The organism is Paracoccus aestuarii (assembly GCF_028553885.1).
Taxonomy (GTDB): Bacteria; Pseudomonadota; Alphaproteobacteria; order Rhodobacterales; family Rhodobacteraceae; genus Paracoccus; species Paracoccus aestuarii.
The window spans coordinates 1,356,213-1,372,366 of the sequence record NZ_CP067169.1 but is presented as its reverse complement, the minus strand read 5'-3'; the positions used below and the strand labels follow the sequence as shown (position 1 = coordinate 1,372,366).

At 69.4% G+C, this 16,154-nt stretch carries 18 protein-coding genes, 1 tRNA gene and 1 pseudogene; 14 read left to right on the top strand and 6 right to left on the bottom strand.

Translation table 11 applies throughout. The features are described 5' to 3' along the window. Positions 1–28: 28 nt before the first annotated feature. A pseudogene (locus JHW48_RS07065) lies at positions 29–403 on the top strand (transposase); the annotation flags it as partial. A 236-nt stretch (positions 404–639) separates the two neighbouring features. Here the strand turns inward: JHW48_RS07065 and JHW48_RS07060 are convergent. After that, a tRNA-Thr gene (locus tag JHW48_RS07060) sits at positions 640–714 on the bottom strand. Beyond that, positions 705–2,327 carry an ABC transporter permease gene (locus JHW48_RS07055; RefSeq protein WP_119885965.1) on the bottom strand — a complete coding sequence of 541 codons (1,623 nt, stop codon included), beginning with the start codon at positions 2,325–2,327 and terminating at the stop codon, positions 705–707. Before JHW48_RS07055 ends, JHW48_RS07060 begins: the two co-directional genes overlap by 10 nt. Before the next feature lie 281 nt (positions 2,328–2,608). Here JHW48_RS07055 and JHW48_RS07050 point away from each other — a divergent pair, with 281 nt between their 5' ends. Continuing rightward, entirely contained in the window at positions 2,609–3,478 is an 870-nt protein-coding gene (locus JHW48_RS07050; protein ID WP_240637947.1) for a hypothetical protein, read from the top strand. 34 nt (positions 3,479–3,512) lie between these two features. Here the strand turns inward: JHW48_RS07050 and JHW48_RS07045 are convergent, their stop codons facing one another. Further along, positions 3,513–3,764 carry a DUF2312 domain-containing protein gene (locus JHW48_RS07045; protein WP_119887429.1) on the bottom strand — a complete coding sequence of 84 codons (252 nt, stop codon included), beginning with the start codon at positions 3,762–3,764 and terminating at the stop codon, positions 3,513–3,515. A gap of 117 nt (positions 3,765–3,881) precedes the next feature. Here JHW48_RS07045 and JHW48_RS07040 point away from each other — a divergent pair, with 117 nt between their 5' ends. The 12 genes from JHW48_RS07040 (at position 3,882) to JHW48_RS06985 (ending at position 13,240) form a co-directional block, all read left to right on the top strand. Next, on the top strand, positions 3,882–4,109 hold the full coding sequence (locus JHW48_RS07040; RefSeq protein WP_119887440.1) for a hypothetical protein: 228 nt from the start codon (positions 3,882–3,884) through the stop codon (positions 4,107–4,109). A 68-nt stretch (positions 4,110–4,177) separates the two neighbouring features. Beyond that, a complete protein-coding gene (locus JHW48_RS07035) occupies positions 4,178–4,603 on the top strand; it encodes a YeeE/YedE family protein (protein ID WP_119887430.1) in 426 nt (141 codons plus the stop codon). Continuing rightward, on the top strand, positions 4,600–5,016 hold the full coding sequence (locus JHW48_RS07030) for a DUF6691 family protein (RefSeq protein WP_119887441.1): 417 nt from the start codon (positions 4,600–4,602) through the stop codon (positions 5,014–5,016). Before JHW48_RS07035 ends, JHW48_RS07030 begins: the two co-directional genes overlap by 4 nt. Then, positions 5,013–5,462 carry a D-aminoacyl-tRNA deacylase gene (gene dtd, locus JHW48_RS07025; protein WP_119887431.1) on the top strand — a complete coding sequence of 150 codons (450 nt, stop codon included), beginning with the start codon at positions 5,013–5,015 and terminating at the stop codon, positions 5,460–5,462. Before JHW48_RS07030 ends, dtd begins: the two co-directional genes overlap by 4 nt. Positions 5,463–5,841: 379 nt before the next feature. Continuing rightward, on the top strand, positions 5,842–7,080 hold the full coding sequence (locus JHW48_RS07020) for a DEAD/DEAH box helicase (RefSeq protein ID WP_170152352.1): 1,239 nt from the start codon (positions 5,842–5,844) through the stop codon (positions 7,078–7,080). Between the two features lie 88 nt (positions 7,081–7,168). Then, positions 7,169–7,741, top strand: coding sequence for a thymidine kinase (locus JHW48_RS07015; RefSeq protein WP_119887433.1), 573 nt, complete (start codon positions 7,169–7,171; stop codon positions 7,739–7,741). Between the two features lie 88 nt (positions 7,742–7,829). Then, complete coding sequence (locus JHW48_RS07010) at positions 7,830–8,975, top strand: D-alanyl-D-alanine carboxypeptidase family protein (protein ID WP_119887434.1); 1,146 nt, start codon at positions 7,830–7,832, stop codon at positions 8,973–8,975. Continuing rightward, positions 8,975–9,571: a dTMP kinase gene (tmk, locus tag JHW48_RS07005; RefSeq protein ID WP_119887435.1), complete on the top strand. Its 597-nt coding sequence runs from the start codon at positions 8,975–8,977 to the stop codon at positions 9,569–9,571. The genes JHW48_RS07010 and tmk overlap by 1 nt, the downstream gene beginning before the upstream one ends. Beyond that, the gene (locus tag JHW48_RS07000) at positions 9,568–10,677 is read left to right on the top strand and encodes a DNA polymerase III subunit delta' (RefSeq protein WP_119887436.1); all 1,110 of its coding nucleotides are present in this window, start codon (positions 9,568–9,570) and stop codon (positions 10,675–10,677) included. Before tmk ends, JHW48_RS07000 begins: the two co-directional genes overlap by 4 nt. A gap of 3 nt (positions 10,678–10,680) precedes the next feature. Next, positions 10,681–11,475 (top strand): TatD family hydrolase, encoded by a 795-nt coding sequence (locus JHW48_RS06995; protein ID WP_272835828.1) that lies wholly within the window; start codon positions 10,681–10,683, stop codon positions 11,473–11,475. Next, complete coding sequence (locus JHW48_RS06990; RefSeq protein ID WP_119887438.1) at positions 11,472–12,299, top strand: MBL fold metallo-hydrolase; 828 nt, start codon at positions 11,472–11,474, stop codon at positions 12,297–12,299. Before JHW48_RS06995 ends, JHW48_RS06990 begins: the two co-directional genes overlap by 4 nt. Beyond that, positions 12,296–13,240 (top strand): AEC family transporter, encoded by a 945-nt coding sequence (locus JHW48_RS06985; RefSeq protein ID WP_119887439.1) that lies wholly within the window; start codon positions 12,296–12,298, stop codon positions 13,238–13,240. Before JHW48_RS06990 ends, JHW48_RS06985 begins: the two co-directional genes overlap by 4 nt. An 81-nt stretch (positions 13,241–13,321) precedes the next feature. On the opposite strand, the gene JHW48_RS06980 is transcribed toward JHW48_RS06985, so the two are convergent. From JHW48_RS06980 to JHW48_RS06970, 3 genes are read right to left on the bottom strand one after another with little or no spacing between them, the layout of a single operon-like run. After that, entirely contained in the window at positions 13,322–13,882 is a 561-nt protein-coding gene (locus JHW48_RS06980; RefSeq protein ID WP_119887656.1) for a hemerythrin domain-containing protein, read from the bottom strand. Next, positions 13,879–14,829 (bottom strand): ABC transporter permease, encoded by a 951-nt coding sequence (locus tag JHW48_RS06975; protein ID WP_119887655.1) that lies wholly within the window; start codon positions 14,827–14,829, stop codon positions 13,879–13,881. The genes JHW48_RS06980 and JHW48_RS06975 overlap by 4 nt, the downstream gene beginning before the upstream one ends. A gap of 3 nt (positions 14,830–14,832) precedes the next feature. Continuing rightward, positions 14,833–16,131, bottom strand: coding sequence for an ABC transporter permease (locus JHW48_RS06970; RefSeq protein WP_119887657.1), 1,299 nt, complete (start codon positions 16,129–16,131; stop codon positions 14,833–14,835). Positions 16,132–16,154 lie beyond the last annotated feature (23 nt).

Here is a 16,154-nt window from a genome sequence, read left to right as displayed (position 1 = left end):
GGTCACGATCCTATCTTCGTGTCCACGAAACCGGCAGCAGGTCACTTGGCGCATCTCGAACACGCTGGAAGCTGACGTCTGCGTCGAGGCGTTGAATGAGGCCATCCACCGCTTCGGCGCTCCGGGGATCATGAATACCGACCAGGGTTCACAGTTCACGTCCTTTGCCTGGACAGACAGGCTGAAGCGCGCTGGCACCCGGATCTCTATGGACGGAAAAGGTCGCTGCATCGACAACGTCTTCATTGAGCGCCTCTGGCGGTCCCTGAAGTATGAATGCGTCTACCTTCACGCATGGGAAACGGGGTCGCAGGCCAAGGCTGCCATCGGCCAATGGATTGCCTTCTATAATCATCGGAGACCACACACCGCCCATGGCGGGCAGCCGCCTGCCGTGGTCTACTTCAACACCATCGAGACAGATCAGCAGGCGCAGGCAATAGCTTAAATCAGCCGGAAAACTGTCCAAGGATCGGGGAGTAGCTCATAGTGCTTCTGAAGTTCCGCTAGGACCCGTCGCACGAAATAAAAGACCCCATATTTTGTGAATGTGTGGGGTGCTGATTTGTATGCCGCCATGTTCTACGCCTCGGCCAAGATTGCATTTAGCTGAGGCTTTTCAGTTTTTTGCAGGATTGGTGGTGCCGGCTGAGGGATTTGAACCCCCGACCCCCTGATTACAAATCAGACGCTCTACCACTGAGCTAAGCCGGCGACCCGGATTCGTTACCGCGACCCGCGCGCGGGTGCAAGCGGCCTTGCGCGCCGCCCAGGTTCGTGCGCGCCAGCAGCGCCACCGCCGCAAGGCCCACCAGCATCACCAAAAGCGCGGCCGGGGCGGCATTGCCCAGATCCTCGAGGCTGGCGCGTTCATGGGTGCGGGTGGCCAGGGTCTCGAAGTTGAAGGGGCGCAGCAGCAGGGTGGCGGGCAGCTCCTTGACGCTGTCGACGAAGATCAGCAGCAGCGCCGCCCCCACCGATCCGCGCATCATCGGCAGATAGACCACGCGCAGCACCCCCGCATTGTCGCGCCCCAAGGACCGCGCCGCCATCGGCAGCGAGGGCGGCACCCGCGTGAAGGCCGCGTCGATCGCCCCCTGCCCGATCGCGAAGAACCGCACCACATAGGCCAGGATGATCGCCGCCCCCGACCCCGTCAGCAGCAGCCCCGGATCCGACCCGGTCAGCGCCAGCAGCGCGTCCGCCACCCGGTGGTCCAGCGCCGCCAGCGGGATCAGCAGGCCCACCGCCAGAACCGCCCCCGGCGCGGCATAGCCGATCGTGGTGACCGGCATCAGCAGGCGCGGCAGCCTGCGCCCCGACAGGCGCGTGCCATGGACCATCACCATCGCCAACAGCACCGTCACCACCGCCGCCGTCCCGCCCAGCCAGACCGTGTTCCACGCCGCCCGCCCCAGCCCCGGCGTCAGCCAGCCCTGCGGATAGGCCAGCGCATAGGACAGGATCACCCCCACCGGCAGCACGAAGCCCATCGCGAAGGGCATCAGACAGGCCAGCGTCGCCCCCCAGGCCCGCCAGCCCGACAGGCGGCTGCGCTGGATCGGGCGGGGCTGGCGCGCGCTCTGGTGATAGCGGGCGTTGCGGCGGGAGATGCGTTCCCACAGCGCCAGCACGACGATGATGCCCAGCATCGCCACCGCGATCTGGGCCGCGCCGCCGGCATTGCGACGCTCCAGCCAGGTGGTGAAGATGCCGGTGTTCAGCGTCTGGACCCCGAAATAGCTGACCACGCCGTAATCGGCCACGGCCTCCATCATGGCGATGGCCGATCCCGCGACGATGGCCGGGCGGGCCAGCGGCAGGCCGACGCGGCGGAACAGGCCCCAAGGCCCGGTGCCCAAGGCGCGCGCGACCTCGTAGGCGCTGCCCGACTGTTCGTTCAGCGCCGCCCGGGTCAGCAGATAGACATAGGGATAGAGCGCGGCGGCCAGCACGACGATCGCCGCCTCCAGCGACCGGATGCGGGGAAACCAGTAGTCGCGGGCCGATTCCCACCCGAACCAGGCCCGCAGCGCCGTCTGGACCGGCCCCGAATAATCCAGGAAATCCGCCAGCGCATAGGCCCCGATATAGGCCGGCACCGCCAAGGGCAGCAGCAGCAGCCATTGCAGCGCGCCGCGGCCGGGGAAATCATGCATGCTGACCAGCCAGGCCGCCCCCGTCCCCATCGCCGCCGCCAGCAGGCCCGTGCCCAGGGCCAGCATCACCGTATTGCCGAAATAGCGCGGCATGACGGTGGACATCAGATGCGGCCAGATGTTGTTCGTGGGGTTCATCGCCAGCCACAGCACCGACAGGACCGGCATCAGCACCAGACCCGCGACCAGCAGCGCCGCGACCGACCAGCCCCGGCCGCCGCCTTGGCGCAGGGCATCCTCGTGACGGGCGGGCGCAAGGCGGCTCGCGGAGGGGCCAGCGGCGGGGCTAGAAGCAGAGGGGGGGTCTGGCGGGGGCATCCGTCTGTGTCATGGCCCTAGGCGATAGGCCAAACCGGTTTGACTGTCCACGCCGGACGGGTAATCTGCGCTGCGGCCCGAACGGGGGCCGGAAGAACGGCCGGCAGAAGAAGGCGGGGACAGCGGTGCAGATGGTTTTCCACTTGGGGGTGCATTGCACCGATGGCGACCGGCTGCTGAAGACCCTGCTGAACAACCGCGCCGCCCTGCAGAAGGCCGGGACCGAGATCGTCACCCCGAACCGCCATCGCGGCCTGTTCGACGAGGCGCTGAAATCGCTGAACGGCGGCAGCGCCACCCCGGAAATGGAACAGATCATGCTGGACGCCATGCTGGAGAGCGACGATCCGTCGCGCGTGGTCATGTCCACCCCCACCTTCATGGGCGCGCCGGGCCGGGCGGTGGGGCGCGACGGGCTCTATCCCCAGATCGGGATGCGGGCTGCGGCGCTGGCGCGGCTGTTCCCCTCGGCCCGGACGGAGTTCTTCGTGGCGATCCGCAACCCGGCGACGCTGATCTCGGAGGTGCTGCCGATGTTCGGCGGCAAGGGCTATCCGGACCTGATGCAGGGCTGTCACCCGACCCAGCTGCGCTGGCGCGACGCGGCGCAGCGGCTGATGCGCGCGGCCCAGGGGCGGCGCGTGGTGATGTGGTGCCACGAGGACGTGCCGCTGATCTGGCCCGAGGTGGTGCGCCTGGCCGGCGCCCTGCCGCCCGAGGCGCCCTTGTCGGGGGGCCTGCTCTACATGCACGACCTGCTGGGGGATGCGGGGATCGCGCGGCTGCGCGACGCGATGGCGGGGCGCGACCGCATGGACATCGCGCAGCGCCGCCAGCTCTATGCCCAGGTGCTGGAGGCCCATGCCCTGCCCGGCATGCTGGACCAGGAGATCGCCCTGCCCGGCTGGAGCCAGGACCTGGTCGACGAGGTCACCGCCCATTACCGCAGCGACGTGGCCGAGATCGCGGTCATGCCGGGGGTCGAATTCCTGCTGCCCTGACGGGCGCCCGACCCCCGCGTAACCTGCCCGGGGGTCAGGCCATGCCCAGGGCGGCCTTGTACATGTCCAGGATGGCCTCCTCCTCGGCGATGTCGTCGCGGTGGCGCTTTCGCAGGGCCACGATCTTCTTCATCACCTTGGTGTCGTAGCCGCGGGCCTTGGCCTCGGCCATGACCTCCTTCTGGCGTTCGCTGATGTCCTTCTTCTCGGCCTCCAGCTGTTCGAACTGTTCGATGAACTGGCGCAGCTCGTCGGCGGCGACGCCATAGGCCTGATCGTCCTGCATTCGGATTCGTCCTTCTGTCCCGTGTCGCCCGGGTTGTTAGGCGGTCTTGTTCGGCGGCGCAATCGCCGCTAGGGGACGGGCGCGGAAAGCCGCGGCCATCAACGGGGGAAAATGCGCATGACGCTGTTCGACTGGATCATCTGGACGGGTGCCGCGCTGACGCTGGCGGGGCTGGGGGCGCTGGTCTGGTGCATCTGGACCGTGACCCGCGCGCGCCGCGCCGGGCTGGACGACGCGGCACTGCGCGTCAAGATGCGCGGCGTGCTGGCGGTGAACATGGGCGCGCTGGCGGCATCGACCATCGGGCTGATGATGGTCGTGATCGGGATCATCCTGAAACCCTGACCGCCGCCCTTGACACATTCCACAATTTGAATACATCCTGTCCGCATAACAGGACATGAGGGCATGCGATGAATCCCGACTGGATCGCCGGGCTGATCGGCGGATTGATGATCGGCGGCGCGGCGGCGCTGTATCTTCTTGGAAACGGGCGCGTCATGGGGGCCAGCGGGCTTCTGGGCGGGCTGATCGACGGATCGGGCCGGTCCGATCGCGGCCAGAGGCTGGCCTTTCTGGCCGCCCTGATCGCGGTGCCGGCGCTGCTGGTGGGCGGCGGCGTGGCCGAACGGTCCGAGCCTGTGGCAGGCCTTGGCGTACTGGTGCTGGCGGGGCTGCTGGTCGGGTTCGGCACGCGGCTCGGCAATGGCTGCACCTCCGGGCACGGGGTCTGCGGGATCTCGCGGTTCTCGCTGCGGGGGATCGTGGCGACGATGGTCTATCTGGCGACCGGGGTGGCGGCCGTGCTGATCGCGCGCGCGCTCGGGTGGTCGGCATGACGCGGTTCCTGCTGGCGGCGATGGCCGGGGGACTGTTCGGGGCGGGGCTGGTGATTTCCGGCATGACCGATCCGGCCAAGGTCCGGGGCTGGCTGGACATCTTCGGCGATTGGGACCCGACGCTGGCCTTCGTGCTGGGCGGCGCGGTGATGCCGATGATCCTGGTCTGGCGGGTCGCGGCCCGGCGCAAGGTCTCGGTCACGGGGGTGCCACTGCCGCAGATGCCGCCGCAGCGTCTGGACGGGCGGCTGCTGACGGGGGCGGCGCTGTTCGGGTTGGGATGGGGTCTGTCGGGCCTCTGCCCGGGGCCGGCGATGGCGTCGCTGTCCTTCGGGGGCGCGCCGATATGGACCTTCTTCGCGGCCATGGCCACGGGGATGGCGCTGTTCGGGCTGTGGAACCGCCGCGCATGAGGGTGCTGGTCCAGCGCGTCACCGAAGCCCGCGTCGATGTCGCGGGCCATACGGTCGGCGCGACCGGGCCGGGGCTGATGCTGCTGGTCTGCGCGATGCAGGGCGACGATGCGGCGGTGGCGGCGCGCATGGCCGGGCGGGTGGCCCGGCTGCGCATCTTTCGCGACGATCAGGGGCGGATGAACCGGTCCCTGCTGGATACGGGCGGATCGGCGCTGGTGGTCAGCCAGTTCACCTTGGCCGCCGACACCCGCAGCGGCAACCGCCCCGGCTTTTCCGCAGCCGCCGCCCCGGACGAGGGCCGCGCGCTTTATCACGCCTTCGCGCAGGCGCTGGCCGATCTGGGCGTCGCGGTCCAGACCGGGCGCTTCGGCGCGGACATGCAGGTCACCCTGACCAATGACGGGCCGGTGACGATCTGGATGGACAGCGCCGAGCGGGGTTGACTTTTCGCGCGATCCGGCCCATCTGTCCCCCATCGATATCCGCTGCCGCGTGAGCAGCTTTCGGCCGCGGCCCGTTCGGGCCCACCCGCCGACCGATGTCGGACATTTCCCAGGTTTCCCATTCACGCGGGGAGGCAGCAGGCATCCTCGTATCGCGCCTGCACCCCTTGCAACGCCGCGCCCGATGCGCGGCCCCTGTCCTGCATCCGATACGGGGGATGCGGGGCCGAAAGAATGAATGATGGAACAGAAAAACACCCGCCGCCGCCCCAACCGCGCCGGCAAGACCACCCCCCGCACCGCACCGCAGGGCATCTCCGCCAACGAGGGCCGTCGCGCCCCGGCGCGTGACCCGCTGCCCACCGGCCCCTTCGCCGATATGGGCATCGATCACCGCATCAACGCCAATATCGCGGCGCTTGGCCTGACGCAGCCCACGCCCATCCAGGCGCAGGGCATCCCCGCCGTGGTCGAAGGCCGCGACGTGCTGGGCCTGGCCCAGACCGGCACCGGCAAGACGGCGGCCTTCGGCCTGCCCATGCTGACCCGGTTGATCAAATACGGCAAGAAGCCCGACCCCAAGACCTGTCGCGCGCTGATCCTGGCGCCGACCCGCGAGCTGGCCACCCAGATCGCGACCAATATCGACGCCTTCGCCGAAGGCACGCCGATCCGGTCCTTCCGCGTCGTGGGCGGCGCCTCGATCAACGTACAGACCGAGCGGCTGTCGCGCGGCGTGGACGTGCTGATCGCGACGCCGGGCCGCCTGATGGACCTGATCGAGCGTCGCGCCATCAGCCTGGAGGCCACCACCTATCTGGTGCTGGACGAGGCCGACCAGATGCTGGACATCGGCTTCATCCACACCCTGCGCAAGATCGCGCGGATGCTGCCCCGTGAACGCCAGACGCTGATGTTCTCGGCCACCATGCCCAAGCTGATGTCGGAACTGTCGGACACCTATCTGACGAACCCCGTCAAGGTCGCCGTCAACCCGCCGGGCCAGGCCGCCAAGAAGATCGAACAGGGCGTGCATTTCACGACCCAAGGCGACAAGGCGACCCTGCTGGCCGAATACATGTCCAAGCATACGGACGAACTGGCGATGGTCTTCGGCCGCACCAAGCATGGCTGCGAAAAGCTGGCCAAGCTGTTGGAGAAATGGGGCTTTGCGGTCGCCGCGATCCACGGCAACAAGTCCCAAGGCCAGCGCGAGCGCGCGCTGGAGGCCTTCCGCAAGGGCGAGACCAAGGTGCTGGTCGCCACCGACGTGGCCGCCCGCGGCCTCGACATCCCGGAGGTGGCGCATGTCTACAACTACGACCTGCCCAACGTGCCGGAAAACTATGTCCACCGCATCGGCCGCACCGCGCGCGCCGGGCGCGAGGGCCGCGCCGTCGCCTTCTGCGCGCCCGCCGAGCTGGGCGAGCTGCGCGCCATCGAAAAGGCCATGAAGACCACCATCCCGGTCATCGGCGGCACCGCGCCCTCGGCCGCGATGGTCGCGGCGGCGGGGCCCGCGGGCGGTCCGCAGCGCGGCCGCGGCAAGCCGATGGAGGGCGGCAACAAGCGCCCGGCGCGCCGCCCCTCGCGCGCGCCGAAAAGCCGCCAGGCCTGATCAACCATGAACGGGCGGCGAAGGGGGACCTTCGCCGCCCTTTCTTTGTCTTGTCCCCCCCGCCGCCTGCGGGTAAGGCGCGGGCAGGATGGCCAAGCTCTATTTCAACTACTCGACGATGAATGCCGGCAAGAGCACGCTTTTGCTGCAGGCATCCTACAACTATCGCGAACGCGGGATGACGACGCTGATGCTGACGGCGGCGCTGGACGACCGCGCGGGCCGCGGCCGCATCGCCAGCCGCATCGGCATCGCGGACGAGGCCCGGTCCTTCGACAGCGGCACGGACCTGTTTGCGCTGATCCGCGACGCCCTGCCCCGCCCCGCCTGCATCTTCATCGACGAGGCCCAGTTCCTGACCCGCGACCAGGTCTGGCAGCTGGCCCGCGCCGCCGACGATCTGGGGGTGCCGGTCATGTGCTATGGCCTGCGCGTGGATTTCCGGGGCGAGCTGTTTCCCGGATCCGCGGCCCTGCTGGCCTTGGCCGACGACATGCGCGAGGTGCGCACCATCTGCCATTGCGGCAAGAAGGCCACGATGGTGATCCGCCAGGATGACAGCGGCCGCGCGATCACCGAGGGCGACCAGGTCCAGGTCGGCGGGAACGAGACCTATGTCTCGCTCTGCCGCAGGCATTGGCGCGAGGCGGTGGGCCGCTGATCAACTTTCACGATCGCCCCGGGATCGCGCGTTGCGGGGTCCGGGGCCATCATGTAACCATCCGCCCAGAGAGACAAAGGGACATATCATGCGCGCCTACCTGATCTGGTTCGCCGCCGCGCTGGCCTTGGCGGGCCCTGCGCGTGCCTTCGACACCACGGCCACATCGGCCTGGGTCTATGACGTGCCCACGGGCACGGTCCTGATGGAAAAGAACGCGGACACCCCCCTGCCGCCCGCGTCGATGTCCAAGCTGATGACGCTCTACATGCTGTTCGAGGCGCTGGACGAGGGCCGCGTCCAGATGGACACGCGCCTGCCCGTCTCGACCCGCGCCCGCCAGATGGGCGGATCGACCATGTTTCTCAACGAGCTGGACCGCCCCACCGTCGAGGAGCTGATCAAGGGCATCATCGTGCTGTCGGGCAATGATGCCTGCGTCGTCGTGGCCGAGGGCCTGGCCGGCACCGAGGAGGCCTTTGCCCGGCAGATGACCGAACGCGGCCGCCAGATCGGGCTGGAACATTCGGTCTTCGTGAACTCCACCGGCTGGCCCGCCCAAGGCCATGTCATGTCGGCCGAGGATCTGGGCATCGTCGCCCTGCGCCTGATCGAGGATTTCCCCCAGTATTACGGCGATTTCGCGATGACGGAATATGCCTTCGACAACCGTGCGCCGTCGAACCGCTACAACCGCAACCCGATCCTGCGGCTCGGGATCGGGGCCGACGGGCTCAAGACAGGCCACACGCAGGAGGCGGGCTATGGCCTGGTCGGATCCGCGGTGCAGGACGGGCGCCGGGTGATCTTTGCCATCAGCGGGCTGCAGTCGGACCGCGCGCGGGCCGAGGAATCCGAACGCATCGTCAACTGGGCCTTCCGCCAATTTACCATGCAGAGCCTCGTCCCCGCGGGCGAGACGGTCGTCGAGGCCCCGGTCTGGCTGGGCACCGCCTCCCGCGTCGGGCTGACCACGGAAAACGGCGTCAACGTGCTGGTCCCCGCGGGCGTGCAGGACCAGGTCCGGGTCGAGGTCGTCTATGACAGCCCCATCCCCGCCCCCATCGCCCGCGGCGACCGGGTGGGCCAGCTGGTCGTGACCATTCCCGGCACCCGCGACGCGGTCACGCCGCTTCTGGCCACCCGCGACGTCCCCGAGGCCGGGCTGCTGGGCCGCATGCGCGGCGCGGTCATGCACCTGGCGCAGCGCGCGATCACGGCCGTCACCGGCTGATGCTGATCAGTCTGGAGGGCATCGACGGCTGCGGCAAATCCACCCAGGCCCGGCTGCTGGCCGACCATCTGCGCGCGCAGGGCCGCGACGTGGTGCTGACCCGCGAACCCGGCGGCAGCCCCGGCGCCGAGGAGATCCGCCGCCTGCTGGTCGAAGGCGCCGGCGAACGCTGGTCCCCCGAGACGGAATGCCTGCTGTTCACCGCCGCGCGGCGCGACCATCTGGAACGCACCATCCGCCCGGCGCTTAAGGCGGGGCGCGTGGTCGTCACCGACCGCTTCGCCGACAGCACCCGCATCTATCAGGGCGCCGCGCGCGGCGATCTGCGCGCCATGGTGGACCGGCTGCACGACCTGATGATCGGGGTGGAACCCGACCGCACCTTCGTCATCGACATCGAGCCGCGCACCGGCCTGGCGCGCGGCACCGCCCGCGGCGGGTCCGAGGATCGGTTCGAAAGCCTGGGCCTGGCCTTTCAGGAACGGCTGGCCTTGGGCTTTCGCGCGCTGGCCGCCGAATATCCGGGCCGGGTGCGCCTGATCGACGGATCGGGCGACCCCGACCAGGTGGCCCACCGCATCCGGGCCGCACTGTGAAGACCGAACCCGAGGACATCCCCGAACCCGACCGCGTGCCCGGCGCGCCCCATCCCCGCCACACGGCGCGGGTGATCGGCCAGGATGCCGCGATCGACGCCTTTCTCGACGCCGCCCGGGGCGAGCGGCTGCACCATGCCTGGCTGCTGACCGGGCCGCGCGGGGTCGGCAAGGCGACGCTGGCCTGGGCCATCGCGCGGCGGATGCTGGCGGGGGGCAACGGGCCGGGCCTCGACACCGATCCCGACCGCCCCGAGGCACGCCGCATCGCCGCCCTGTCCGAACCCCGCCTGGCCCTGATCCGCCGCCCTTGGGACGACAAGACCGGCCGCCTGCGGGCCGAGATCACCGTGGACGAGATCCGGCGCCTGCTGTCCTTCTTTCACCTCTCGGCGGCCGAGGGGGGGCGGCGCGTGGCCATCATCGACGCCGCCGAAGACATGAACACCGCCGCCGCCAATGCCCTGCTGAAGGTGCTGGAGGAGCCGCCTTCGGACGCGCTGATCCTGATGATCGCGCATCAGCCCGCGCGCCTGCTGCCCACGATCCGGTCGCGCTGCCGCACGCTGCGCCTGCACCCGCTGGCGCCGCGCCAGATGTCGGGCCTCTTGTCGGACCTGGGCCTGAACGAGGATGCCGAGGCGCTGTCGGCCCTGTCCGACGGATCGGTGGGCGAGGCGCTGCGGCTGGCCGGTCAGGGGGGCCTCGACCGCTATCAGGACCTGGTAGACCTGTTTTCGACCCTGCCCCGGATGGACCGGTTGCTGGCCGCGAAATTCGCCGATGGCGCGGCGGGGCGCGCAGGCGCCGATGGCGACCCCTTCGATCTGACGATCACCGTGCTGGACCGCTTCGTCACGCGGCTGGCGCGGGCGGGGCTGATGGGCGCCCCCCTGCCCCAGGCCGCGCGTGGCGAGGGCGCGCTGATGGCGCGGCTGTCGCCCGACGACCATGCCGCCCGCATCTGGGCCGAGGCGCAGGCCCGCCTCTCCGCCCGGGCCCGCGCGGGCCGGGCGGTCAACCTTGACCCTGCCGCCTTGGTGATGGATATGGTCCTGGAACTGGCGCAATTGCCGCCCGCGCAAGCGTCCCTGACCAAGGCCTGACAGATGACCGACGCGGCGCCGCGCCTGACCGACAGCCATTGCCACCTGGATTTCCCCGATTTCGACGGCGAACATGCCGCCCTGATCGACCGCGCCCGCGCCGCGGGCGTGCATCGCATGGTCACCATCTGCACCCGCCTGCGCCAGGAACCCGCCGTGCGCGCCCTGGCCGAGGCGCATGAGGGCGTCTTCTACGCCGCCGGCACCCATCCGATGAGCGTGGCGGACGAACCCATGGTCACGGTCGAGGACCTGACCGCCCTGGCCGCCCATCCGAAATTCGTGGGCATCGGCGAGACGGGGCTGGATTACCACTACACCGCCGACAGCGCCCGCGCCCAGCAGGACAGCCTGCGCATCCATATCGAGGCCGCGCGCCGCACCGGCCTGCCGCTGATCATCCATGCCCGCGACGCCGATGACGACATGGCCCGCATCCTAACGCGCGAACATGCGGCGGGGGCCTTCGGCTGCGTGATGCATTGCTTCAGCTCGTCCGCGGCGCTGGCCCGGGCGGCGCTGGATCTGGATTTCTACCTGTCCATGTCGGGCATCGCGGCCTTTCCCCGGTCCGACGACCTGCGCCGGATCTTCGCCGCCGCCCCCCTGGACCGCATCCTGGTGGAAACCGACAGCCCCTATCTGGCCCCGCCCCCCCATCGCGGCCGCCGGAACGAGCCCGCCTATGTCGCCCATACCGCCGCCACCGGCGCGCAGGTCTTCGGCCTGACCCCCGCCGAATTCGCCGCCGCGACCGAGGCGAATTTCGACCGCCTCTTTCCCAAGGCCGCCCGATGAGCGACCAGATCCGCGCCACGATCCTGGGCTGCGGATCCTCGGGCGGGGTGCCCAGGCTGGGGAACCGGTGGGGCGCCTGCGATCCGGCCAATCCGCGCAACCGCCGCCGCCGTTGTTCGCTGCTGGTCGAACGCGACGGGCCCGGGGGGCGCACGCGCGTGCTGATCGATACCGGTCCCGACCTGGTCCCCCAGCTTCTGGATGCCGACATCCCCGAGCTGGACGCCGTGGTCTATACCCATGCCCATGCCGACCATGTCCACGGCATCGACGACCTGCGCCAGCTGGTCTTCAACGCCCGCCGGATCCTGCCGCTCTGGGCGGACGAACCCACGGCCGAGGCGCTGGCCAGCCGCTTCGGCTATGTCTTCCAGACGCCCGAGGGCAGCCAGTATCCCCCGATCTGCACCCTGAACCCGATCACCGGCAGGGTGACGGTGGACGGCCCCGGCGGCCCCGTGACCCTGATCCCCTTCCGCGTCCAGCATGGCGAGATCACCGCCTTGGGCTTCCGCATCGGCGGGCTGGTCTATCTGCCCGATGTCTCGGACATCCCCGACCCCGCCTGGCCCCTGATCGAGGGGGCCGAGGTCTTCATCATCGACGCGCTGCGCCCCGAGCCTCATCCCAGCCATGCCCATCTGGCCCTTGCCCTGGATTGGGTGGCCCGCGCCCGCCCCGCCCGCGCCGTCTTGACGAACATGCATATCGACATGGACTATGACCAGGTCGCGGCCGGCACCCCCGATCACGTCATCCCCGCCCATGACGGGCTGGTCCTTCATGCCGGCGCGGCCACCCCCGACCTGCCCCCCGCGGCATGAGCGCGCTTTTCACGATCATCCTGCCGGTCTTTCTGGTCGTGGGATTCGGCTATCTGGTGTCCTGGCGCGGCTGGTTCAGCGCCTCGGCGGTGGACGGGCTAATGAGCTTCGCCCAGAATTTCGCGGTGCCGACGCTGCTCTTCGTGTCGATGGCCCGGCTGGATCTGGGGACCGAGTTCCGCGCGCAGCTACTGATCCCCTTCTATCTGGGGGCCTTCGCGGCCTTTGCGGCGGGCTGGGCGGGGGCGCGGTTCCTGTTCCACCGACCCCCCGCCGATTGCGTGGCGATCGGCTTCGTCTGCCTGTTTTCCAACACGCTGCTGCTGGGGGTGCCGATCACCGAACGCGCTTATGGGCCGGATGCGCTGGCGGGCAACTGGGCGATCATCGCGCTGCATTCGCCGCTGCTCTACACCTTCGGGATCACGGTGATGGAGTTCACCCGCGCCCGCGGCAGCGGCCTCTCGGTGGGCCGGGTGGCGCTGCGCGCGCTGACCGGCGTGCTGCGGACATCGCTGGTCATCGGGATCATCGCGGGGCTGACGGTGAACCTGCTGACGCAGGCGGGTCTGGTCCTGCCGCAGGGCTTCTGGGACGCGGCCGACATGGTGGCGCGCGCCGCCCTGCCCGCCGCGCTCTTCGGCCTGGGCGGCGTGCTCTACCGCTACCGCCCCGAGGGTGACTTGGGCGCCATCGTGCTCTGCTGCGCGGCGTCGCTGATCCTGCACCCGGCGATCGTCTTCGGGACGGGGGCGGCGCTCGGCCTCGACCGGGACGGGATGCGATCGGCGGTGCTGACCGCGGCGATGGCGCCGGGGGTGAACGCCTATCTCTTTGCCAATATCTACGGGGCGGCGCGACGGGTCGCGGCCTCCAGCGTGCTGGTGGGCACAGCCCTGTCGACCCTGTCGATCTGGATGTGGCTGGCGATCCTGCCCTGAGGCCCGCCCCGATGCGCGGCGCGCAGGGGGGTGCGGGGGGACGGCCAGTCCCCCCGCCGTCGCGGGACGCAATCCCCGCCGTCAGATGGGCACGCGCAACGCCCCCAGAGGTTCCTCCAACGCCCGCTCCTCATAGCCGAAATGCGACCGGATCGCCCGGTCCAGCCGGGTGAAGCGCGCGGCGCAGGTCTCGAACCCGCTGGCGGATGCGTCGCGGCCCAGATCGCGCGCCGCCTCGGCCAGCTCGCCGATCAGGCGGTGGATGACGCGATGCTCCTCCATCAGGCGCCGGATCACCGGGGCCAGCGCCGCCCCGCCCCGCTCGGACAGCGCGGGAAAGACCCATTGCTCCTCGATGTCGTGATGGTTCTGCAGCAGCGCGCAGTCCCGCCCGCAGGCCGTGCCGAACCGCGCCAGGTTCCGCGACAGCTGGGTGCCCTCGATGGCGGGGGCCAGGGCCCCCGCATCCGCCCCCTGGCTGCGGATTGCCTCCAGCATCCGGGCAACGGCGTCCAGCTCGGCGCGATACATGTCATGGATCGCGGCCAGACGGCGGCCATGCGCGCGCTCGGCCCGCGTGATCGCCGGATAGGCCGGCGGCGCGGGACGGGCGGCCTCGTCCTCCAGCTCCTCGGGCGTCATCGCGGGGTGACGCCGCGGATGCGTTCAGACCGGCGGCGCAGCAGCTCGACCGTGGTCAGCAGCGCGATCGAGAAGATCACCAGCAGCGTCGCCACCGCCAGGATGGCCGGGCTGATCTGCTCGCGGATGCCGTTCCACATCTGCCGCGGGATGGTCTGCTGGTCGGGGCCTGCGATGAACAGCACCGCCACCACCTCGTCGAACGAGGTGACGAAGGCGAACAGCGCCCCCGAGATCACCCCCGGCAGGATCAGCGGCATCGTCACCTTGAAGAAGGTCCGCCGCGGGCTGGCCCCCAGGCTGGCGGCGGCGCGGTTCAGCGACTGGTCGAACCCCACCAGCGTCGCCGTCACCGTGATGATCACGAAGGGAATGCCCAGGGTCGCATGGGCCAGGATCACCCCCAGATAGGTGCCCGCCAGCCGCCCGCATTGCGGATCCAGCCCGACCAGGACCAGCAGCTCGCAGGGGTTCGAATAGAAGAAGAACATCCCCGTCGCCGTGATGATCAGCGGCACGATCATGGGCGAGATCAGGATCGCCATGATCGCGCGGCGGAACGGCATCTCGGGGCGCGACAGGCCCAAGGCCGCCAGCGTCCCAAGCACGGTCGCCACGATGGTCGAGAACACCCCGATGATGATCGAGTTCTTGGCCGCCTTCACCCAGTTGGCGTTGGTCCAGGCATCCGACCAGAAGGCCCAGCCCTCGGCCGAGGGGTTCTGCATCCCGAAGGTCAGCAGGCTCTCATACCAGCGCAGGCTGAACCCGTCCGGGTCCAGCGACCGCATCGCGGGGGTGAAGGTGAAATAGGGCTCGGCATTGAAGCTGAGCGGGATGATCACCAGGATCGGCGCGATCAGAAAGAAGAAGATCGCCGCGCAGATCGCCAGATAGGTGTAATGCCAGATACGCTCCAGCGGGCTGGTATAGGTCGGAACGGCCATGGCTTATCCCAGTTTCAGGTTGTCGACGCCCACAAGGCGATCATAGAGCCAGTAGAGCACCAGAACCGCCCCCAGCAGCAGGGCGGCCAGCGCCGCCGCCAGCGACCAGTTCAGCGTGCCCGTCATATGCTGGGCGATCATGTTGGAAATCAGCTGCCCCGAGGATCCGCCGACCAGCGCGGGCGTGATGTAATATCCGACCGCAAGGATGAAGACCAGCATCGCCCCCGCCCCCAGCCCCGGCAGGGTCTGCGGGAAATAGACGCGCCGGAACGCGGTCCAGCTGGTCGCGCCCAGGCTGCGCGCCGCGCGCACATAGGACGGGTTGATCGTGCGCATCACCGAATAGAGCGGCAGGATCATGAAGGGCAGCAGGATATGCGTCATCGCGATGATCGTGCCGGTCTGGTTATAGATCATCTGCAGCCGCTGCCCGCCGCCGATCACGCCCATCCAGACCAGGATGTCGTTCACCACGCCCTGCTGCTGCAGCAGCACCATCCAGCTGGTCGTCCGCACCAGCAGCGATGTCCAGAAGGGCAGCAGCACCAGGATCATCAGCAGGTTCGACTGTCGCATGGGCAGCGTGGCCAGCAGATGCGCGATGGGAAAGCCCAGCACGAAGGTCAGCCCCGTGATCACCGCCGACAGCCAGAAGGTCCGCCAGAAAAGCGTCAGATAGATGCGCTGCTGTTCGGCGACCTGCTGGATGCGGCCATCCTCGTCGCGGGTGCGGTCCACGGCCGACAGATAGAAATTGGCGGTGACGGGGGTCGAGGCCTCGCGCATGACCGACCACAGGCGGGGATCGCCCCAGCTGTCGTTGATCTCCAGCAGGGCCTCGCGATAGGGTGGCTCCAATCCGCCGCGCACCTGGCGGCCCGTGGCGGTGAACAGTGACCGCGTGCCCGGCATGTCGTAATTGACCCGCGTCCCCACCACGCCGATGCTGCGCGCATCGGCGCTGGCGACCAGGTCCTGGGCCAGCGCGGTCCAGGCCGCGTCGTCGGGATCGGTGCCGCGCTCGGTCGCCGCGAACCAGGCCGAGACCTGCGGCATGTTGGCCGAGAAGCCATCATTATAGAAGGACCGCTGCAGCATCTGGCCGATCGGCACGACGAAGGTGATGACGATGAAGGCCAGCAGCGGAAGCACCAGCAGGAACGCCCGGCGTCGCGCGCGGCGCTGGCTGCGCGCCAAGGCCCGGGCCAGCGGCTGGCCGTCGGCGGTGGTCAGCGCAGGCCCCAGCCCGGATGCGGTGGTCGCGATGGCGGCATGTGGATCAAGTGCGGCGTTCGCCATGTCGTCCCCGGCGGTCAGGGCCG